Origin of the sequence: Labrys miyagiensis (assembly GCF_030160835.1) — a bacterium.
In the GTDB taxonomy this organism is placed as follows: Bacteria; Pseudomonadota; Alphaproteobacteria; order Rhizobiales; family Labraceae; genus Labrys; species Labrys miyagiensis.
On sequence record NZ_BSPC01000051.1, the window covers coordinates 36215 to 56762 of the forward strand.

The following is a 20548-nucleotide window of genomic DNA, read 5'->3' on the forward strand; positions in this document are numbered from 1 at the left end:
GCGCTCTTAGCGGTGTCTGCTAGATCGCAGAACAGAGTGACGGGAACGGTCGCTGGACCATCGTTGCGCAATATGATGATGGAAACGGGCGGCGACCGTTTGGCCAGCTTAAGTCGCCCCCGCCGCGCTTAGCGCTACGCGCAAAGGCAACACGACAGTGGCTGCCTGGCTGGACCCTGCTTTGTGAGCCTCGGGCTCGCTGGCGGCAGTATTTTCAACGATTATTCAGTCGCAGAGTGAGCGCCATAGCGTGGCCACGATCCACTGCATGGAAGCAAGGAAAATGGCAGCCTTCGTCGTGGTGAGTCGGGACAGTAGAGGGTCCTCGGCGGTCACTCTGCTGATCTGGCGGAGGCCATAAGAACTACAGAGGTTGCGCGATGCAAATCTGTTGATTGCCGCACATTCACAGCGGCGATCTGCTATGCTTTTAACCCGATGTAAATGAATGCCTCGGACGAACAGCCCAAAGGCCGCTCAGCATGACAACTTCCCCCGAGGAATTCCCGATTGTGTTTGGAGGGCCAGCGCTGGACGCCATATTGGCTGCGTGCGATGCGGCCGGCTCCGACACAAAGCGCCGGCTTGCAGTAGAAAACGGTGAAGTAGTCGCAGCAGAAATGCTCGATGAGAAAGTTCAGGCGGCTCGCGGCAGGGCGCGCAGGGCGCTCTATCGCATTGTAATTGGGAGAACCAGCATGTAATCCCAGGTCCAGTAAAATGGGACCGTGGCGCGCAATGACTTCAGGGATTTGCGCGAGATGAGGTGACGCTCGAGGTTGAAATTGTTGTAGACCGCGGCATGAGTGGACAGAAAGCGTTGCGCCGATTCCGGCGACTTGAACCTCTGCATTCTAGGCTCTCGTCTTGGTGTCCGCGGATGCGAATTCTCGGCTCGGTTATTTTGGCGCGGGCCCTACTCGTGCCGCGCCGAAAGGCCAAGCTCACGGATGGCGGCACCATAGGACCGCAGCCTGTCGGTGATGATCGCCTCCGGCGTGGATCCTTGTTTTCTGAGCAGTTTGCACATGAGCGGAATGGCTGCGACCGTGCTCCGCCGCGATTGCACCAGCAAGTCGAGGACCCCACCCTCGCTGTCAACAGCCCGACAGAGCCAGACCCGCTTGCCCGCGATGGTCAGGACCATCTCGTCCAAGTGCCAGCGGCCGCCTGGGCGCGGTTGTTGTCGACGCAGTTCCCGCGCAAACCGCGGCCCGAACTTGGCGCCCCAGCGACGGACAGTCTCATAGGAAATGTCGAGCCCGCGCTCCGCCAGGAGATCCTCGATGTCGCGGTAGCTCAGGCAAAAGCGAAGGTACGGCCAGACGGCATTCTGAACGACTGTGGGCGGGAAACGATGGCGGGCGTAGGATATTGACGTCATCCCCGACCATACCTCAGCTTGGACGTTTCCGTGCCAATGCCAGCGCGGCGCTGGGCGGAAGGCTGCATTCACGGCCGAGAGCTATTCCAAGAGATCTAACTGCGCGGCTACACCGGTAGCTTCTCTCATTTGGAGCGGCTTCTGGCGAAATGGCGATCCGAGCGACTTGAACCGCTGCATTTTACGCTCGCACCCCGGAAAGCGATCAGCCCTCATGTACCAGCAACCATTGACGACGAGTTTGCGACAGGACTATGCCGTGGTCGTCGGGGCGATAAAGCACGACCAGCACCTCCGTGCTAGCATTGGTTCAAAGCCCCCATGAAGCGTTCGCCATCGGCCCCCAATGCGCCACCCGCGAGGGCAGCCTAACGCACGGGACGCGATCTGGTCGCGCCTCGCTTTTGCGGGAGACTCAGCTGGCGAGCGCCACCGTGCAGCCTTCGACGGCCCGCCTGTCGGCGGAGGTCTGCCCAGGCATTGTTGCCCAGCCGCCGGCTTCGACGAACTGTCGTCTCTTGTAATGGTCAGTTATGGCATTCAACTCGATAAGCTTTGCAGCTGAATCAGCCGCGGCCTTGAAGCGCTCGACGCAGATCACAGATGCCAATTGTCCGCGCGCCGTGTCACCGGCCGCAACGGCGACCTCTCGCGAAGTGCCACCCGTGACCCAGCCGCCCCAGCCAAACCCAATAACCATAGTGGCTGTAATCACCCCCGCGCAAGCCCAGAAGAGCAGGGTTTTCGACGGCTGATAGTCCTCCCAACGCTGGAAAAGAGATCGTTTCGTCGTGTTCTGCATGGTCATGATATCAATCCTTCCTGATGCTTGTGCCTGCCGAAGGCAGGACGGTTGAGACACTGCGCGCGTTTTACATCCGGAGTGGGGTGACCGAAGCAGGTGAAGCACGAGCAGATTCGGAGCATCTCCATCCGCCGGGGAGACGACTTCGGCCAGGCTAGTTCCTCTCTGCGTTGATGCCGGCGCCATTGCCTGAAGCAGGCGTACGGCCGAGCGTCACCTTGACGGCGTTGCTGTGCAGCTCCACGCATTACTTTCCATGCGCTGGATAACCACGTTGTCGTGGGATGGCCGCAATTTCATCGGGTTCTTTCTGCGGTCGGCGCATAGGACGACCGCATTCCATATGTGGGGTCTTTGGCACTCAAATGATAGGAGTGCCAAAAAATATTTCAGACCATCGCAAAATATTCTAAAAATATAAATTGCGACATCCCACGACGAGAGTGGATTTTAGTGGAATTTTTATCGGCCAAGCACTCCTTATTCTTAAATATAGAGGCAGATTTTGCAATCTGCGTACCTAAATCAAAGCTTATAAGGCTCTCTTTAAACTCATTTTGCGTGTATATATGTGTAACCCTTATAGAGATGGATTTCGCAGCAGCATACTTTCGATTCGCCATTTACTGCCAAAGTCTAAGCAACGAATTCGCGGCCCCGACCCGGCGCGACCCCGCAACCCACTTCTGCGCCGTAAGGCAATCAGTAGGTCGCGAAGCGGTTTCAAAGCGCTCCCAAAGGCGGAAGGCATTTTCAGCGTCACCGCCACACTGCCATCGGCCGGAGACTCGCCGCATCCTCGATGACGAATTTGGTCCTGGAGAGTCGCGCCATTATCCTGAACCGAGATGCAACTGATCGATACAGCAAAGCAGCTTCGGTATATGAAAACTGCGGGCAAGGTGGCTATGGATGATCAAGTACGACAGTTGGCGAAACAGCTCCTGAAGACCGGTTTCGATCAGTTATCGGATCGCGAGCGCCGAGTGATCACCGGAGTCGCCAAACGCACCCAGATCAGTCGGGATGCGAACCGCGCCTTCGAGGAGAAGTTGACCCTCGGAGATCGCCTCGCCGACCGGGTTGCGACGTTCGGTGGCTCGTGGACGTTCATCACGATCTTCCTCGCTGTCCTGGTTGCATGGATCCTTTTCAACAGCGTCATTCTGGCGTGGCCTGTTGCGGCGTTCGATCCTTACCCATACATCTTCTTGAACCTCATCCTTTCGATGCTAGCCGCGCTACAGGCGCCGATCATCATGATGTCGCAGAACCGTCAAGCCGCTCGCGATCGCGTGGCGGCCGGTCTTGACTACGAGGTCAACCTAAAAGCGGAACTCGAAATCATGGCCCTGCATGAGAAGCTAGACCAAATCCGCTCGCAGCATCTCGCGGAGATGTTACGCACTCAGCAAGAACAACTCCGGCTGCTAATCCGGGTCCTTGCGCTCGATGGAAATGCCCCAGGCGCAGCGTCTGGGTCGCTGACGGAAAGCACAAACCCCAAAGAGCCGCCCACTTGAGGGGCCCGCCACCTCTACCGACGCACTTCTGACACGTCGTTCGACCCGCCATGAGAACAGCATTATGGCTCCAAGCGGGCACACGAGCAGCGATGACGACGTGCTCGATTTCACCGCCTTCGCACAGTCAACTCATAGCGGCAGAGTAAGACTGCGGTTGGTGATCACACCAATCCTATGTAAAAATTAGCTTTAATATTTGAAAAGTTGTTTAGTTTGATGGATTTAAAGCGCATACAATTCCATGATTCAATTGTTTTTTGGTTTCTTGTTCCGTTTAACAGTGTTTAGTTTATTTTCAGCATTAATTATTTAATGCATATTCTTGTAAGTGTCTTTCTTCGTTCATAAATATAACATTCTCTAGCCGTACCGGCTACGCAATACGAAAGGTTGGGTGCTAAGCGCCAACCGTTCGCATGTCGCTCAAAAAGGAGGTCATGCCATGCGTGTTTTCGATTTTACTCCCTTCTATCGTTCAACAGTCGGCTTCGACCGGATGTTCTCGATGCTCGAGCAACTCGAGGGCGTGGAAGGCCCTGCGCCGAGCTATCCGCCCTACAATATCGAGAGGGTCGGCGAGAACGCTTATAGCATCTCCTTCGCGGTCGCCGGTTTCGCCGAGACCGATCTCTTGATCGAGGTGAAGGAGAATACCTTAACGATCCGGGGCGAGAAGCAGCCGATCGACGGGGATCGAGCCGTCAACATGCTCCACCAGGGCATCCCCGCCCGGCCCTTCCAGCGTAGCTTCCAGCTTGCCGAGCATGTGGCAATCAAGGGCGCGAGCCTGGAGAACGGGCTCTTGGACGTCGAACTCGTGCGCAAGGTTCCAGAAGCGATGCAATCACGGGTGATCCCTATCGCGAGCTCCAGTGATCGGCGGAAAGCCAAGCCAACCAAGATCGCTGCATGAGGTTCTGATCCATTGAACATTAAGGGCGCTCCGATCGCAGGAGCGCTTTTTTGTTGCTCTGGTCGTGAAGAGTGGTGGTTCGCACCGGGTTTGCCGGAGGCTTCAGCTCCTAGGGTCAAGACCCGACCAGGTGTACGCTACTGAATTTAAACGGCTTTTTCATAAAACCAGATTCGAAGAAAAGCCTTTAAGATCATCGAGATAGCGGCTGACTGAGTTTTGACCCTAGGGCTGTAGCGCTACAAGCGGATGTGGAGAGCCTCAAATTCCGTCAAGCCCTTCGACGGTTGGGAGAATGTCCATAGCCTCAAGTCGACGGTGAAGGTAACGACAAGAGCCACAGGCGCGATTTTCTCCACCTTAGGACCTCTCGCACCATCCTCCATGCTCGGGCAGTCGTTAGTGATAGTCCTCGTCAGCCGGGCCATCGATGCCCTCAGTCTGTAAACTTCACGCTGCGTGTGAGCTTGGCAATATCGGCTAAGGTCTGTTCGCCGGAGGCCCGGTCACGCTGCCAGATTGTAAATTGGCTTCAAAGATTGACCCCCGTCGCACTAACATTAACCTATTGATATTATGTGCAAAACTCTATGGTGGATGGGGGCACGATCGGTGCCGATCGTGACCCCCTCAAATTCCAAATTTTCGTGCTTTTTCAGCCGACTATGGTCGCGCCGTTAGGGGTCAACCTTTGGCGCCGATTTACAACCATCGGACATGTCGTTCGAAGAAGGCTAGTTTTGGTTTTTTTTGGACCTCTGACATCGCTTATCAATTCAGGCGGGGATGAAACGAGAAGCTTAGAGGTTGCTATGAGACAAGAAAAAGCGGGCATTCTACCGCTGGCGTCTGCGGCGCCACTGGCCGCATTCTGCACAGATCTTATGGCACTATTTAGATTGATCACTATGTAAAGAGAGGCTCCCGTGTTCGAGTCGCTGAGTTGCAAAGTTGCTGCTGAGGCTCTCGACAGGCAAGCCGAGGGGCGAACTAGATCGCTCGGGATGACCTAGCCTTGCCGACGAAAAGCGCTGACTGCAGAGGATCCAATTGCATGATTGTTGAGAAGCAGAAGTCTCCGCTGTGGCTGGTACGCCACGAGGCTACCAACCTAGCGGCATTAGCAATCATTGGCAGCGAGACGGCAAACCGAGACGCCAAGACAGACCGTTTAAAGGCGGCGCGGGAAGCAAGAGACGGCGACCTTCCTACACTCGGGGCCGCCCCGAAAAAACGAAAGTCGGTGAAAACCCGCCGAGCGCAGACTCAAGTTAGGTGACGCTCCGGACGCAATTGGCCCTGGTCGCCGCCACCCTAACAGCCGAGCACCTTTCGGTATAGATCAAGGTAGCTATCAGTCATGCGATTCACATCAAAGCGCTCGGCTACTGCAGCCCTGCAGGCGGACCGATCTATGTCGCCTATGCGGCCGATGGCATCGACGGCTGCCTCATGACTGTCGACAAGAAAACCGGTTACCCCATGGTCGATCAATTCGGGCATCGACCCGCGATTAAAAGCGATGACCGGGGTCCCGCAGGCAAGCGCTTCAACGACAGATAGTCCGAACGGCTCATCGAACTTGACAAGGTGAAGCAGAGCGCGCGCGCAACCCAGCGCTCTTACCCGATCTAGCCCGCCTAGCGATCCCTTGTAGACTACATCCCCCCTGTCGATCGCCGGAACAACGTGGTCCTGGTAGTAGACCTGATCTTGGATGATACCGGCTGCGACCAATCTCTGGCCTGCTCCGCGCGCCACTTCAATCGCTTCGACGGTTCCCTTATCTGGGTGAATGCGGCCGAAAAACAGAAGATCGTCGCCTCCAAGTGAATTTAAGGGGAAGTCCTCCAATCTGATGCCATGGTGGATGGTTGCTGCATAGCGCAGCTCAAGCCTGCGATCGGCGTTGCTGATCGCGACGTAGTGCACGTGATCTTCATATGCCTTGTAGATCGGCATGATGCGTTCGGAGGAGAAACCGTGGATGGTCGCGACCATCGGTACCTTGGTCAGCCGTGAGAAGGCCAACGGTACGAAGTCGGCTTGATTGTGGATCAGATCGAACTCCTCGGCCTTCTCGAAGAGATTGGCGACGTGGAGCATCTCCCAGACCTTGGCGTCAATAGCGGGGTCTTCTGAATAAGGCGCCGGACAGACCGCAGACAATTTGCCCGACGTCTCGCTATCCATCGTCGCAAATAACGTGACGTCGGCGCCACGCTCCACGAGGGCTTCTGTCAGGAGGCTCGTGATAAGCTCCCATGGGCCGTAGTGTCGAGGGGGCGTTCGCCAGGAGATTCGGCGCCAACATCGCGATACGCACTTCGAAAAACTCCTGCTGCCGTTAGCACCGTTGGAACCTGCGCACGAGCAAGCATGCCCACCGCGGAGTTCGTCATTTCAACATCCAGATTGGCTGATCGACAAAAAGCCGCCGAGGCGGCGTCCGCACATTGCAAAAGCTCAACGAGTTAGGAGCCTTTTGGCAAAAACTTCCGCATGCCCGGAGGAATCTCCAACAGCGTTTCGGATATCTCCTCGTCTTCAGCATTTTCGTCGCTGTCTTCTATATTCATGAAAAGAGCGTGCCGCTCGGCAGCATTGCGCTCTGAAGCCTGTACCAATCCGGTCAACTCATCGACCTTCTTGGTCAAAATTAAGATCAACTCGGTTAGTCTGCCGATTTCGTCATTCTTCATAATGCAACCTTGCTTACTTTTAATCCCGCTCGCAATGAAATTCGCAAATGTTGGTGCACCCTAATATTCAGAGGCGAATGGCAACATTGTTCGATAAAACCGAGAAAAATTGCGAAACGACAGGAGGCGTCACCGAAACGACTTTCCTCTTAGGGGGAATATCCTTTAGCACTCCTATCAATTGAGTGCCAGCGTCCCCACATAGAGTTGACATGCACCCAAGCGTGCCCAGCCTGAAAGGCGCCCTTCACATGACATTTCGACCTCTGCACGACCGCGTCGCGATCAAGCGCCTCGAAGGCGAAGACAGATCCAAGGGTGGAATCATTATTCCCGACACCGCGAAGGAAAAGCCGCAAGAGGGCGAAGTGGTTGCAGTTGGGCCCGGGGGTCGCGACGAGAGCGGAAAGCACATTCAGATCGACCTGAAGGTCGGCGACATCGTGCTCTTCGGCAAGTGGTCCGGTACCGAAATCAAGATCGACGGTCAGGACCTTTTGATCATGAAAGAGAGTGACATCATGGGCGTTGTCCACAAGACCAAGGCCGTCAAGAAGGCAGCCTGAGTTCGATTTCGCCGTAACCTCGCGAAAGACATTGGAGCCACATCATGGCCGCTAAAGACGTCAAATTCGCCACCGAAGCCCGCGACAGCATGCTTCGAGGTGTCGAGATCCTCAACAATACCGTAAAAGTGACCCTCGGCCCGAAGGGCCGCAACGTGATTATTGATCGCTCCTATGGCGCGCCGCGTATCACCAAGGACGGTGTTACCGTCGCAAAGGAAATCGAGCTCGTCGATAAGTTCGAGAACATGGGCGCGCAGATGGTGCGCGAAGTCGCTTCCAAGACCAATGAGCTGGCCGGTGACGGCACTACCACTGCAACCATTTTGGCTGCCTCCATCATCCGCGAGGGCGCAAAATTTGTAGCCGCCGGCATGAACCCCATGGATCTCAAGCGTGGCGTCGACATGGCGGTGATCGCGGTGGTCAAGGACATCAAGGCGCGGGCCAAGAAAGTCCAGTCCTCCGAAGAGATCGCTCAGGTTGGCACCATTGCGGCCAACGGCGACAAGACGATCGGGGAGATGATTGCCAAGGCGATGCAGAAGGTCGGTAACGAAGGCGTTATCACGGTTGAGGAAGCCAAGAGTGCTGAAACTGAGCTCGATGTTGTCGAAGGCATGCAGTTCGATCGCGGCTATCTCTCCCCCTATTTCATTACTAATGCCGAGAAGATGTCGGTCGAATTGGAGGATGTCTATCTCCTGATCCATGAGAAGAAACTTACCGGTCTGCAGGCGTTGCTGCCGCTGCTGGAAGCGGTAGTTCAGACCGGCAAGCCTCTCGTGATTGTTTCCGAAGACGTCGAGGGCGAGGCTCTTGCTACGCTTGTCGTCAACAAGCTTCGCGGCGGCCTGAAGGTCGCCGCCGTTAAGGCGCCCGGGTTCGGTGACCACCGCAAGGCCATGCTGGAAGATATCGCCACGCTGACTGCGGGCCAGGTAATTTCCGAGGATCTCGGCATCAAGCTCGAAAATGTCACCATAGACATGCTCGGCAGGGCCAAGCGAGTGCGTATCGACAAGGACACGACCACGGTCATCGACGGCGCTGGCGAGAAGAAGGACATCGAAGCACGGGTTCTGCAATTAAAGGCGCAGATCGAGGAGACAACCTCGGACTACGACAAGGAAAAGCTGCAGGAGCGCCTCGCCAAGCTTGCGGGTGGCGTCGCGGTTATCCGGGTAGGCGGTGCCACCGAGGTCGAGGTCAAGGAAAAGAAGGATCGCATCGACGACGCCCTGAATGCGACGCGAGCGGCTGTTCAAGAGGGTATCGTTCCGGGCGGCGGCGTGGCACTGCTGCGGGCGAAGGCAGCATTGTCGAGCCTCACTTCTGAGAATGCCGATGTGAGGGCAGGCATATCGATCGTACTGCGCGCGCTTGAAGCGCCTATCCGCCAAATTATTGATAACTCTGGCGTAGAGAGCGCGATGGTTGTCGGCAAGTTGCTCGAAGCGAAGGATCCCAATGCCGGCTTCGACGCTCAGGCCGAGGCTTACGTGAACATGATCGAGGCTGGGATTATAGATCCCGCAAAGGTAGTCCGGACGGCCCTTCAAGACGCGGGCTCAGTTGCTTCGTTGCTGATCACTACCGAGGCAATGATTGCCACAACACCGCAAAATGACGCCCCGGCCATGTCGCCGGGTGGCATGGGATACTGACCTGACAAGTTAGCGGCTTTCCTTTGAAGTTCGGCGCGATGGAGCCTTCGCAATCTCCATCGTATCGCGCTCGGCAAGTCTGGAGCAAAATGCGTTCAGGTAGGAGCGAATTTCGAAATTAACTCACTGGTATCAAAAGCATTTTGCGATTCCTGGTGATTCGATCTGAAAGTAAATCGCTCTATGGTCAGATCGATAGCGCGGGATTTTTGAGTTCGGTGAGAGCACTGCGCCGCACAAGGAATTCTCGAAGCGCAAGGATGATCAGAATGAATATTCGCACCTCACACATCACCGTTATCTTCGCCAAGCCATTCCTGCTTGAGGGCTTTGCAGACCGACAGCCGGCGGGCGAATACCGGGTCGATATCGATGAAGAAAGGATCGAGGGTATTTCCTTCCTTGCCTACCGCCGGGTGGCGGCGCTCATCCATTTGCCAAAGATCTCTGCCCCGCAGAACTCCACCCAAAGTGTGACGATGAGACCCACAGAATTTGATGCTATGATCGCCTTCGACGCGCGGTAAAATTACCTTTTGTCAGCTTGAGAGTTTATAATTTCGCCTGCCATGAGGGCCCTTCTCCTCGCGAACGCTACAGGTCGCCCCTCTTGCTCCTCGATAAGCCCCATCGCCTTGAGTTTGGCGAGGATGGTCTTAGAGAAAAACTCCACCGCCGGCCTCGTGTAAAGCGTCGCAGCAAATTGAGTTGGTCCGGCTGCAAGTCCGATGTTTTGTCGGGGAATGTCATGACCTCGTTTCGTGGCTCATTCGAGGAACGCTACGGACTCAGGAGTCTCTCCGTACTTTCCAAGGATGATCGCGTCATCGAAATCACCGAACTGGGGATCGCCCGTTCGAGCAAATGCGATAGCGCCGATGAAGTCGCCCGCAGCGACTGCGAAGGCGGCTCGATGCTTGGCTGCGTTGGAAGCGGGTGCCTCCATGGCATCGCCAGCGACCAAATCGCCTTCGGCGTCACGAATGAAGGGTTGAACTACGTAGTAAGTGACACGTGCCACTGACCGCTGCTTTTTGAGCCAGTTTACCGAACAATGAGTCCTGCTTGTGACACAGGCAGCCCAACCAATGAGTTCAACGTTCAGCGCCTGTTTCGCCACTTACCCGCGGCACGACTGGGATTCGACGCATCGGGGCCTGGCGCTTGATTGTTTTCCGCAACAAGTTTGCGCCATCGCGCAACACGTGCCGGATCAAGTTTGCCCTCCCTGACCGCGGTTAGCACCGCACAGCCAGGTTCGTGGGTGTGGCTGCAGTTACCGTATCGACAAAAGGGACCAAGCTCGGTGATTTCGGCAAACAAGCTTTCAAGGCCAAATGCCGCGCCACTGACTTGAAGCGACCGCATGCCCGGCGTGTCAATTATCCAGCCCCCGCCAGCCACCGCATGAAGGGAGCGAGACGTTGTGGTGTGACGTCCCTTGTCATCGTGAGAACGAACGGCGCCCGTCTGCTGAAGCTGATCCAGCAAAGGGTCTATCAAGCTATTCACCAATGTCGATTTGCCAACACCCGACGAACCGACTAGCGCCGCAGTTTGTCCTAAGCCGCACCATCGCTCCAACGATGCTCGGACGTCTTTAGAGCGGCAGTCCAAGGTCACCACAGGAACTCGACGTTGCAGCGCCTCCGCACGCCTGAGATAGGAGCCAGGATCTTCCACCGTGTCGGCTTTGGTCAACACAACGACAGGAGAAGCGCCTGTCTCGATCGCGAGCGTCAAATAGCGTTCCAGCCGAGCGACGCTGAAATCGGCATTGCATGAAGTGACAATAAACAGGACATCGATATTGGCGGCGGCGAATTGAACTTTGGCGCCGTTAAAGCGGCGGGCAACCACTGACTTGCGGGTCAGTCGGCGGTTGAAAAGATCGGTGCGCGGGTCCGCGAGCACCCAATCGCCAACGGCGAAATCGCGGGTGCTGACGTGAACCGGAAGCTTCAGCGCAACTTGACCACCCTGTGATATGGCCGAGAGACGCGCCCGGTGAATGGCGCTGATACGGACCGGCAAGAGACCGGCCTCTAAAGGTTCGATTTGATCACCAAAAAAGCTGGACCATCCGAGCGCTTCCAGCGTGGTTGGGCATTCGGGTTCGGTAGAGACATTCAAAGCTTTTTCGCGATCATTATTATCAGGCGCACCGTTGGTTTTCCTTTTGTGAGAACACTGTTTCCTGAAATAGCTTAGATAATTAAATTTATTCCAAGATCTAGAAAGTCAACTTATCTATCACTAAATTATCTGTGGGGCGATACATCTCTGATTTTTTTCTTCATTGCTCGCTGAACTGACGCGTGAAAGCTTTAATCGTTCATCCAAGATATTCCAGTGCGGCATCATTTTCGAATTTAATCGCGTATTGAACCGAAAGTGGGTACGTTCGAATAATGAAAATGACGAAATCGGCAGGCTCACCGCGTTGACTTTAGCTTTGATCGAGAAGGTCGGCGAGTTAACCGGATTGGTGCAGGCCTCAGAACGCAATGCCGCGGAGCGCTACGCCGTTTTCCTGAATATAGAAGACAACGAAGAGAATGCAGGAGGCCAGGAGATATTCGAACATCTGTTTGATATCGTCCTCGCGCTCGGTGCAGTCGACGTGGTGACACAGGTCGCAGCACCGAGGTCGGATCAAGTTTTTTCCATTAGGCGGTCATTCTTACCGACCTAAAATCAAGGTATTTTCCGCTGGACAACGCAGACCTGGACCAAAGCCTCAAAGGCCTTGTGCAAAAACTCAGCCCATATCGCGAGGTCAAACCCTTACGCAGTGTCTTTGAGCTGGCGATAACCGGGCTGGCATTCGTGATGCTTTGGACACTGACCTGGGCGGCGCTTTACGTGGGATATTGGCTGAGCTTGTTGTTGACGGTGCCTGCTTCCTGCTTCCTCATGCGCCTTTTCATGATTCAGCATGATTGCGGCCACGGCGCTTTCTTCCGCAGTCGTTCAACCAACGACTGGGTGGGAAGAGTTCTAGGCGTGGTGACGCTAACACCCTACGCCTTCTGGCGCCGCACCCATGCGATACATCATGCAGGCGTCGGGAATCTCGAGCAGCGCGGCATCGGCGATATTGATACCCGCACAGTGAACGAATATCTTGCAATGCCTGCTGCCGGCCGCCTCCGATACCGCAGCTATCGATCGCCGGTCGTCATGTTCTGTCTTATCCCAGCTTTTCTTTTCCTAATTCGGCACCGCCTGCCGTGCGGTCTTATGGGCGTTGGCAGTCAGCCATGGATCAGTACGATGGGAACGAATTTCGCGATTGCGGTACTCATTGCCCTGATGGCGGAGCTCGTGGGCTTCGAGGCGTTTCTTCTCGTCCAGATACCGATAGTGTTGATCGCAGCTTCGATCGCTATGTGGTTCTTCTACGTCCAGCACCAGTTCGAAAACACGCGTTGGGTTCATCAGGAAACTTGGAAGGTCCATGAAGCAGCTTTGTACGGAAGCTCGCACTACGAATTGCCGCCTTTATTCGCCTGGTTCACGGGAAATATCGGAGTTCATCACGTTCATCATCTAAACAGCCGCATTCCGTTCTATCGCCTACGGCAGGTCGTGAACGACCACCCGGAACTTGCGGGCATAGGTACGCTGACGTTTCTCCAAAGTCTTAAGTGCACAAGCCTCGCCCTTTGGGACGAAGAACAAGGCCGCCTTATTTCTTTTCGAGAACTCCGACGTGAGCGTAATCCGCAAACAGGCGGAGCATAGGTTAGCCGGTAAACCAAATGTCCGCTTGCTCACCATTGCGCCCAAAAAGCTGACAGGCAGCTCTATTTCAGTCGTCCCGATCGCAGGCAGGGGCGTGAAATCGGCGTTGCATTGTGGGGTAGGGAAGGGTGCATTTCTTTCCCCCGATAACGCCCTCGCAGGACAACTGGCGGCTCTGACGCAAACTTTCCATCAATGTCGGCCGTGACATAAATCTCCTCTGTTTCAGTGGAGAGTTTCGATGTTCAAGGGCCGCCAATTCGACCGGTCAGTGATCCTGCTGTGCGTACGCTGGTATCTAGCCGGTGCTTCAGCGGAGACGAGAGCCGGCCCTCGGGCAACGAGCCTTCTCACCCGCTCGCTCCGATAACTGCCCTTACAAATCGGTTTCGGTCGCCTCTACAGCAGGTATGGGGCGCCGAGGAGCTGACCAACTCCGTCAGCGGCATGTCTTCTTCCGAACCACAGTTCACCTTCTGCAAAACGCCAGTGACTGAAAAACCAAAAAATTTCTCACCGTGCCTCTGCAAAAATGTCGCAAGTGCAGCGGGCAGCCCGTCCTTCGATTGCCGCACCGCGAATGTGCGCGTGCGGCGCCTGATGCCGCGCCTGCGCAGGACCTCAGCGTCGGCAGGCCACAACGAGAATGGAGCTGACAATGCAGTATGTGTGTTTGGTCTATGCTGAGGACGATGCCTTTAAGGCGTTGGGGCCGGCGGGACAAAAGACATTGGACGCCGACTCTTTAGCCTATGATCGGGAACTTGAGCGCCTTGGACATTTAGTGCTTGCCCACGCTCTGCATTCCGAACGTGAGAGCAAGGTGGTGCGTCGGCGCCAGAAAAAGACACTGGTCATCGATGGCCCATTCACAGAGACCAAGGAGCAATTGGTCGGCTTCATCGTTGTCGAAGCGAACGGAATGGACGAAGCCGTCGCGATTGCCGGAGATATTCCAATGGCTGGTATTGGCACGATCGTGGTGCGCGAAACCTTGGAATTCGCTTGACTATCACGCAGTCGCTGATCAATCGCCATCGAGCTCTTCGGCTATGATTGAGCGAGCGGCTGCGCCCTGGCCTATCAGGCAATGGGAGCATGAGGAATTGTGGGGCGGGACGAAAATGAATAATCCAGCGGCGCTAGATCTTGCACTTCGATCCTAATTTCGTGCGACTTGGTTGCAGCAGCGACCAGTGGCATCGCGACGGGTGGGTGAACTGGCTCGGGCTTAGATTTGTGCAAAGGTCATATCGTCAGGCGATGCCGATTCCACGACCGATTCCACGCCGGCTTCCACGCCCCCACCAGCGACGAGGCATTATCGGAGAGCCGACCGAATGCGGCAAGCGTCGCGCCGGCCCCATACCCGCCCAACATCAAAAGGAGAATGAACTATGCCCCTCATTGAAGTTCATCTGATCGAGAACGTTTTCGATGCCGTGCAGAAGATGCAGATGATCGAGAAGCATCACAGATGCAATGGTCAGCATCGAAGGCGAGAATATGCGCGGCGTAACCTGGGTGAATATTTCAGAAGTTACGAGCGGCGAATGGGGCATTGGCGGTCAGCCGCTAACCACTGAAGCGGTGAAGGCGCTTGCCTCGGGCAAAAAAGCCGCCTGATGAGTAGATGCATCCCGGAAAGCGGCTTGGTCGGCATTGCGCCACGCCGCCATCGGGCCGCAACTCGCCCGCTGCGCCCGCCCAAAACGCAGCGGGCAGGCACTGTCAACTTAAGCCATCTCGCTCAGAGAGAGGGTAATCTCGGTTCACCCGAAACGTCTCCTTCGTGCATTCTCGTCCGTTTGAACGCTGGGATCAGCAAGATAATTGCTCAGATTGGTGTCGTTGTCGATTAAGTTAACAGTGTCGGGGGAATTGCTAATTCAGCGTCGTCGCGAGCGCCTGAAGGGCAATTTTGCTGGTATGGCGCAGTCGGGTGCTGGCCACGTCAACCGCCTGTTGCTACACGCCCACTTCGAATGCCCGCCAGGCGGCTTAGGAGAGCCAGGGAGTTGCAAGTTCATGAAATGGCTGGGTGATAGCCAATCTTTAGAGGGGCGCCCGATGATTCTCAGGAGCTACTTATAAGGTTGCGGCTTTTGTTGTGATTTCGCCATCCTGCCGACGAAGCTCGTGCTGCCGCGCTATTCTTTCCCGGCTGTCGGCAACATTGCGGAGCCGGTATGTCGGCTCGGGATTATCCGCCGGCATGAGGCGAACAATTTCGTATGCGCCCTCATCGCGCTGCCAGGGGATTGCGGAATGCAACACTATATCTCCGACCTTGAATGCCTGATCGTTCATTTTGACTCCTTCTTGATAGGTTCCTCGAACGGTGAGCTTCGATGCCGCGTCACCGTTCGCCTTCTCTTCTCAGCGGGTAGCCGACGTCGTCATAGAGTGACTGAAGCCTAGGCCCGGTGAATTCGCCATCTTCGGTATCGATGATGACCGAAGTTAATTCGGTGTCCGCTTTCTCGACCGCAAATTGCACGGCAAGCGCGAGGCTTTCGAATCGATGATATTTCTGGGGCGTCCGACCTCGCATCGACCGCAGTGATCTGGGTACCTGCACATACACTTCTGCCGGGCCGCTGAAATCGGGGGTCCTCATTCAGAAATCCTCTCGTTAGGGACAAAACAAAAAAGGCCGGGCGAACCCGACCTCTTCATAGGCGTCTCAATGGCCAGTGCCAGTACATCCGTGGTCAAAGACCGAAGGCGCCAAAGTCTTAGGCAACCTGAAGGTTTTCGGCTGCATTCTTTCCGTTGCGATTGTCCCTGACGACATCGAAGGAGAGCTTCTGGCCTTCCACGATGGTATGCATGCCGGCACGCTCAACTGCAGAGATGTGAACGAACACATCCGTGCCGCCGTCGTCGGGTTGAATGAAGCCGAAGCCCTTTGAAGTGTTGAAGAACTTTACCGTTCCAATATTCATGACGATTTCCTTTCAATCAGTCATAAGTGATCGCTTGCCGCGAAAAGTCTCGGCAACCGTCTAAGATCGATTTTTGAAGAGGAAGATCATCAACGCGCCGATGGCGCGGAAAAAGTTCGGCAACAAGATCGATAGCGAGACTTATAGACTGCAAATGTGTTCATGGCGAGGCCTAACTTTTCTATTTCGCAGACGTAGAGACGGACAATTAACCTGTCGTTCTCAACACCCACTCATCGAGGAGCTCGATCGGCCTCTCGTCCCAGCCGTCTTTGCCGCCCAAGCCAGTGGGCGCGACAAGCCGCACTTCCTTCGGTGGCCTGAGCCCCTTGAACTGGTCCACTATTGATTATGTCTTCGGACGAGAAGGAGGACCACGAAATGGCTCGCAAGAGACACAAGGCAGAGGAGATCGTCGCCAAGCTCCGGCAAGTCGAGGTACTGACGGCGCAGGGTAAATCGGCGGCGGAGGCGATCCGGTCGATAGAGGTTCATGAGGCGTTGTCACGTTGTCCATCCACGTCTGCAAAAGGGTCGTGAAACCCGCCATTTAGACGTGCGCGGCAGTCGAACTGCGCCATTCGTTCATGGCTGCGGCGCGCAATGACTTCAGGGATTTGCGCGAGATGAGGTGACGTTCGACAGCCCGCCAGAGCCAGACCCGCTTGCCCGCAATGCTCAGGGCATCTCGTCCAGGTGCCAGCGGCCGCTTGGGCGCGGTCGTCGTCGACGCAGTTCCCGAGCAAACCGCGGCCCGAACTTGGCGCCCCAGCGACGGACAGTCTCATAGGAAATGTCGAGCCCGCGCTCCGCCAGGAGATCCTCGATGTCGCGGTAGCTCAGGCAAAAGCGAAGATACAGCCAGACGGCATGCTGAATTACCGCGGGCGGAAAACCATGGCGGGCGTAGGAAATGGACGTCATCCCTCTACCTTACCACCGCCCAGACGTTTACGTGACAATGCCAGCGTTTACGCTTAGACACGCTTTGCTCGAGGGGTGCGCAGCGGCAATACCTGGCATCGAAGCCTCTCCGCTGGAATATCGCGGACGGCTTCAACATGCCGATGTGTGAGGCGCTCAGAAATCCTTCGGCTCCAGCGGATAATAGTTTCCGCGCCGGGGGGAATAAGCCTTTGCTGCGACTTTCTGGATTTGCGGTCGGTTTGTATCAAAGATCTGCAGAAGATCGGCTTCACTTGTACTGGGGCGCTCGGCGATACGTTCCAGCATGTCACGGCCGACAAAAAAGGATACCTCGAACGCAGAGTCATATCCCCAGAAACAGACGCTTTGCTTTGATACCTGGTAGTTTCTGCTGGTATTTGGAAAGCTGATCATCGCTCGGATCCTTCGATCAAGAAACAGGGTCTCGTCCACATGTCGGCGGCGACGTCAGCAGACGCTGCACCTCGCGAACAAGAGCACCGGTCGGATAGGGTTTCAGCAGAAAGCTACCGTCGGCGACTTCCGACTCGGCCTGAGCATCGATGCGGGCGGAGTGGATCAGAATCTTCATGCCGGGAAGATGACTGGTCACATAGCGTACAAGAGCCAGCCCTCCTGGCGCATGGTCCAGGTCGATATCGGCAATCATTACATCGAAATCGCGACGGCTGTTGAGCATGTTCATAGCCACGCCGGCACTATCGCACTCGATGACTTCATATCCTTCATCGAGCAGTTCGTTCGCGCAGATCACCAGCGATGGCAGATCGCATTCGACGAGCAGGATCAAGGCCGAGGTCAGCGAGAGCATCCCGCCGCCATCGTCTTGACTGGCAATTCTGGAGACAATGGTGCTGGCCGGCCTCGACAGAGGCTGCCGGGGCAGACTTGGAGCTCTTGCATCCATGGAATCCGCAACTGAGCCGGCTGAAGCCCTATGGTTGGGCAGCGCTACCCCTTCGGCGGGCGTCAGGACGATTTCATCCGGTTTGCCGCGGCCATATCGAATTGGATCATGGCATCGAATTCGGCTGGAGCGACGCGCACGACCTGGATCCGATTCTGCGGCCTGGAAATCGCCGGCAGATGAATGAGAGCCGCGACACGCCGATAGGCGAGAAACGACAAGCCCTCGAGCAGTTCCTCGTCCATATCGACCCGATAGTCGCCCGGAGGCTGGCTCTCGTCCATGCCATCGATCTGGAAGGACCTGGCGAATGTTACCGTTGACTGCGACGTACGAATGGTCATCCCATCTCTCCCCGGTGATCGTATGATTTTCCCGCAAGCGGTCGCAAACCACGCTTCCACGGATGGCCGCATGCGCTGGCGCCCAATCGGCATCGCGCCTCGTCAAGGCGGCAGTCATGGCCTGGCCCTCGTCGATTCCCGATCGTGCGATCGCGTTCGCAGCCCCATCGTCGGGCAAAGGGGAAGCGCGCGCCTGTATCATTTCACCCGCTCGATACTGTGGAGCAGGTGCTCACCAGCAACGCGCTCGTGAATCTCGATGCTACGCTTGATGCGGTATTGTGGTTCGGGCGATGCCTCGGGCAGGAGGCGGGTCACTTCGTAGCCAGTGCCATCCGCCATATCGCGATGCTCGCTCTGCAGCGAGACATGCTCGCCGAGCTTGAATTTATGCTGTTTCATTGGTGTGTCCCGACGTGTTCAATGTTGAACACTCGACAGAAAATACTATGCCGAAAATCGGCATTTTAAAATTCACGGACAGAAAAACATCCATCCAAAGCCTCAAAAATCAATGCATTCACAATGCATCAAATAATAATTCTGTAATTTTCGCATTGTACTCCTTTTATTCTAAATAGCCATAACTAATTAGTAAAATAATTAATTGAAAATTCTGCCTCCAAATCATGAAAGATGAAGCTCCTTTTCCCAAAGATCTCGAAAGACTTATCTCGATTATTTCTATCATTCAAATGATTCGAGTGCCAAATTGCGTACCGGCTGCCGAGCGCGGACTCCGACAGTGCCGCTGATTAAGAGTTCAAAACCGGCGCTTCGCGGTGGAGCCCGGCACGAGGCTGTTGAGCTCGGCTCTCAACTGCGCCTCACTCATTCACGATGAACGTGCAAAATGTAGAATCTGACAAACTCGGCGTGCCTGTTATCGTCAGCCTTACCGTCACCGTGATCAGGCCAGGCTGGGGCATTGTCAACTAAATCGACGGACAGATCGATCGGAGCACTATTCTTTCCGAATCCAGCTTCGAAGCGATCGAATATGCCCCGAACGAGGCTTGCCGCGTGAACTTTAATTGCCGAATTTCTCAACAAGAAGCTTAAGTTTACAATGCCCGCTTCAACAATCAGACCAACGGCGTAACGCCGCGTCGCTGGCTCCTGCTAGCAAATCCGGCGCTGGCGAAGACCATCACCGGGGCTCTCGGCGAAGGGTGGATTGCTGATCTCGCTGACCTGACAAAGCTGCGCCCGCTTGCCGACGACGAAGGCTTTCGTGATGCTGTCCGCCAGGCAAAGCGGACAGCCAAGGGACGTTTCTGCGATTGGCTGCGATCGACAGCCGATGTGAATGTCGATCCAGACTCGATCTTCGACTGCCAGATCAAGGGCATTCACGAATATAAGCGCCAGCTGTTGAACGCCCTGCGAGTGGTTGCACTCTACAATCGGCTACGGGAAAATCCGAACCTAGCAGTCGCGCCGCGCACCTTCTTTTTCGCCGGCAAGGCTGCACCGGCCTATCAACTGGCCAAGCTCATCATCAAGTTTCTCAACAATCTTGCCGGGACGGTGAACGGCGATCCCGCGTTAAAGGGCCGGCTCAAGGTCGTATTCTTGCCAGACTATTGCGTGTCGCTCGCCGAGCGGTTGATCCCCGCAACGGACGTTTCCAACCAGATCTCGACCGCAGGCTACGAGGCGAGCGGGACGAGCAACATGAAGTTCATGATGAATGGAGCGCTGACAATCGGCACCCACGATGGTGCGACGATCGAGATGGCGGAGGCGGCCGGAGAGGAGAACTTCTTCCTTTTTGGCTTGACGGCGGACCAAGTTGTAAATCGGCTTTAAGGATTAACCCCCGTGGGCCTAACGTTAACCTATTGATATTATGTGCAAAATTCTATGATGGATGGGGACAGGATCGGTGCCGATCGAGACCCCCTCAAATTCCAAATTATCGTGCTTTTTCAGCCGACTATGGTCGCGCCGTTAGGGGTCAACCTTTGGCGCCGATTTACATATGAAGGCCCGACGTCGGTCGATGACACCGGATTCGCAGAACGTCAGTTATGGTTGTCACTGCACTTAAGGGCCTTGTCGTTTGCCTCGCGTGAGGCTATATATTGC

The 20548-nt window shown here is 55.5% G+C and carries 21 protein-coding genes and 4 pseudogenes; 12 read left to right on the forward strand and 13 right to left on the reverse strand.

Going from position 1 to position 20548, the window contains the following annotated elements; genetic code table 11:
• Positions 1-670 precede the first annotated feature (670 nt).
• Both QQL24_RS22650 and QQL24_RS22655 read right to left on the reverse strand, forming a co-directional pair.
• Positions 671-1384: pseudogene (locus QQL24_RS22650) on the reverse strand (IS6 family transposase).
• Positions 1385-1799: 415 nt separating this feature from the next.
• On the reverse strand, positions 1800-2192 hold the full coding sequence (locus QQL24_RS22655; protein ID WP_284314566.1) for a hypothetical protein: 393 nt from the start codon (positions 2190-2192) through the stop codon (positions 1800-1802).
• A gap of 845 nt (positions 2193-3037) precedes the next feature.
• Here QQL24_RS22655 and QQL24_RS22660 point away from each other — a divergent pair.
• Together QQL24_RS22660 and QQL24_RS22665 are read left to right on the forward strand one after the other, a co-directional pair.
• The gene (locus tag QQL24_RS22660) at positions 3038-3712 is read left to right on the forward strand and encodes a DUF1003 domain-containing protein (protein ID WP_284314567.1); all 675 of its coding nucleotides are present in this window, start codon (positions 3038-3040) and stop codon (positions 3710-3712) included.
• A 445-nt stretch (positions 3713-4157) separates the two neighbouring features.
• The gene (locus QQL24_RS22665; protein ID WP_284314597.1) at positions 4158-4628 is read left to right on the forward strand and encodes an Hsp20 family protein; all 471 of its coding nucleotides are present in this window, start codon (positions 4158-4160) and stop codon (positions 4626-4628) included.
• A 1314-nt stretch (positions 4629-5942) separates the two neighbouring features.
• On the opposite strand, the gene QQL24_RS22670 is transcribed toward QQL24_RS22665, so the two are convergent.
• Complete coding sequence (locus tag QQL24_RS22670; RefSeq protein WP_348536491.1) at positions 5943-6929, reverse strand: glycosyltransferase family 4 protein; 987 nt, start codon at positions 6927-6929, stop codon at positions 5943-5945.
• 173 nt (positions 6930-7102) lie between these two features.
• Positions 7103-7330 carry a hypothetical protein gene (locus tag QQL24_RS22675; RefSeq protein WP_284314568.1) on the reverse strand — a complete coding sequence of 76 codons (228 nt, stop codon included), beginning with the start codon at positions 7328-7330 and terminating at the stop codon, positions 7103-7105.
• Between the two features lie 251 nt (positions 7331-7581).
• Here QQL24_RS22675 and QQL24_RS22680 point away from each other — a divergent pair, with 251 nt between their 5' ends.
• The 4 genes from QQL24_RS22680 to QQL24_RS22695 all read left to right on the forward strand — a co-directional run bounded on the left by QQL24_RS22680 (position 7582) and on the right by QQL24_RS22695 (position 10587).
• Complete coding sequence (locus tag QQL24_RS22680) at positions 7582-7896, forward strand: co-chaperone GroES (protein WP_284314599.1); 315 nt, start codon at positions 7582-7584, stop codon at positions 7894-7896.
• Between the two features lie 44 nt (positions 7897-7940).
• Positions 7941-9563 carry a chaperonin GroEL gene (gene groL, locus QQL24_RS22685; RefSeq protein ID WP_284314569.1) on the forward strand — a complete coding sequence of 541 codons (1623 nt, stop codon included), beginning with the start codon at positions 7941-7943 and terminating at the stop codon, positions 9561-9563.
• A 269-nt stretch (positions 9564-9832) separates the two neighbouring features.
• Complete coding sequence (locus tag QQL24_RS22690; protein WP_284314570.1) at positions 9833-10090, forward strand: hypothetical protein; 258 nt, start codon at positions 9833-9835, stop codon at positions 10088-10090.
• A 221-nt stretch (positions 10091-10311) separates the two neighbouring features.
• A complete protein-coding gene (locus QQL24_RS22695) occupies positions 10312-10587 on the forward strand; it encodes a hypothetical protein (protein WP_284314571.1) in 276 nt (91 codons plus the stop codon).
• A 77-nt stretch (positions 10588-10664) separates the two neighbouring features.
• Here the strand turns inward: QQL24_RS22695 and rsgA are convergent, their stop codons facing one another.
• The gene (rsgA, locus tag QQL24_RS22700; RefSeq protein ID WP_284314572.1) at positions 10665-11696 is read right to left on the reverse strand and encodes a ribosome small subunit-dependent GTPase A; all 1032 of its coding nucleotides are present in this window, start codon (positions 11694-11696) and stop codon (positions 10665-10667) included.
• Positions 11697-11862: 166 nt separating this feature from the next.
• On the opposite strand from rsgA, the gene QQL24_RS22705 reads away from it, so the two are divergent.
• The 4 genes from QQL24_RS22705 to QQL24_RS22720 all read left to right on the forward strand — a co-directional run bounded on the left by QQL24_RS22705 (position 11863) and on the right by QQL24_RS22720 (position 14936).
• A complete protein-coding gene (locus QQL24_RS22705; RefSeq protein ID WP_284314573.1) occupies positions 11863-12258 on the forward strand; it encodes a hypothetical protein in 396 nt (131 codons plus the stop codon).
• Between the two features lie 56 nt (positions 12259-12314).
• Positions 12315-13310, forward strand: coding sequence for a fatty acid desaturase (locus QQL24_RS22710; RefSeq protein WP_284314574.1), 996 nt, complete (start codon positions 12315-12317; stop codon positions 13308-13310).
• 658 nt (positions 13311-13968) lie between these two features.
• A complete protein-coding gene (locus QQL24_RS22715; RefSeq protein WP_284314575.1) occupies positions 13969-14319 on the forward strand; it encodes a YciI family protein in 351 nt (116 codons plus the stop codon).
• 473 nt (positions 14320-14792) lie between these two features.
• Positions 14793-14936, forward strand: coding sequence for a tautomerase family protein (locus QQL24_RS22720; RefSeq protein ID WP_284314576.1), 144 nt, complete (start codon positions 14793-14795; stop codon positions 14934-14936).
• A 462-nt stretch (positions 14937-15398) separates the two neighbouring features.
• Here QQL24_RS22720 and QQL24_RS22725 read toward each other — a convergent pair whose 3' ends face one another.
• The 3 genes from QQL24_RS22725 to QQL24_RS22735 form a co-directional block, all read right to left on the reverse strand.
• Positions 15399-15620 (reverse strand): hypothetical protein, encoded by a 222-nt coding sequence (locus QQL24_RS22725; protein WP_284314577.1) that lies wholly within the window; start codon positions 15618-15620, stop codon positions 15399-15401.
• A gap of 49 nt (positions 15621-15669) precedes the next feature.
• A complete protein-coding gene (locus QQL24_RS22730; protein WP_284314578.1) occupies positions 15670-15930 on the reverse strand; it encodes a hypothetical protein in 261 nt (86 codons plus the stop codon).
• 118 nt (positions 15931-16048) lie between these two features.
• The gene (locus tag QQL24_RS22735; RefSeq protein WP_284314579.1) at positions 16049-16258 is read right to left on the reverse strand and encodes a cold-shock protein; all 210 of its coding nucleotides are present in this window, start codon (positions 16256-16258) and stop codon (positions 16049-16051) included.
• 381 nt (positions 16259-16639) lie between these two features.
• On the opposite strand from QQL24_RS22735, the pseudogene QQL24_RS22740 reads away from it, so the two are divergent.
• A pseudogene (locus QQL24_RS22740) lies at positions 16640-16756 on the forward strand (IS3 family transposase); the annotation flags it as partial.
• A gap of 139 nt (positions 16757-16895) precedes the next feature.
• On the opposite strand, the pseudogene QQL24_RS22745 reads toward QQL24_RS22740, so the two are convergent.
• The 5 genes and pseudogenes from QQL24_RS22745 to QQL24_RS22765 form a co-directional block, all read right to left on the reverse strand.
• Positions 16896-17182, reverse strand: a pseudogene (locus QQL24_RS22745) (IS6 family transposase); the annotation flags it as partial.
• A 156-nt stretch (positions 17183-17338) separates the two neighbouring features.
• The gene (locus tag QQL24_RS22750; protein ID WP_284314580.1) at positions 17339-17599 is read right to left on the reverse strand and encodes a DUF1488 family protein; all 261 of its coding nucleotides are present in this window, start codon (positions 17597-17599) and stop codon (positions 17339-17341) included.
• Positions 17600-17615: 16 nt separating this feature from the next.
• Positions 17616-18017 carry a response regulator gene (locus QQL24_RS22755; RefSeq protein WP_284314581.1) on the reverse strand — a complete coding sequence of 134 codons (402 nt, stop codon included), beginning with the start codon at positions 18015-18017 and terminating at the stop codon, positions 17616-17618.
• Positions 18018-18175: 158 nt separating this feature from the next.
• Entirely contained in the window at positions 18176-18457 is a 282-nt protein-coding gene (locus tag QQL24_RS22760; RefSeq protein ID WP_284314582.1) for a hypothetical protein, read from the reverse strand.
• Between the two features lie 198 nt (positions 18458-18655).
• Positions 18656-18859: a hypothetical protein gene (locus QQL24_RS22765; RefSeq protein ID WP_284314583.1), complete on the reverse strand. Its 204-nt coding sequence runs from the start codon at positions 18857-18859 to the stop codon at positions 18656-18658.
• A gap of 675 nt (positions 18860-19534) precedes the next feature.
• Between QQL24_RS22765 and QQL24_RS22770 the strand changes: the two are divergent.
• Positions 19535-20269, forward strand: a pseudogene (locus QQL24_RS22770) (glycogen/starch/alpha-glucan phosphorylase); the annotation flags it as partial.
• Positions 20270-20548: the final 279 nt, after the last annotated feature.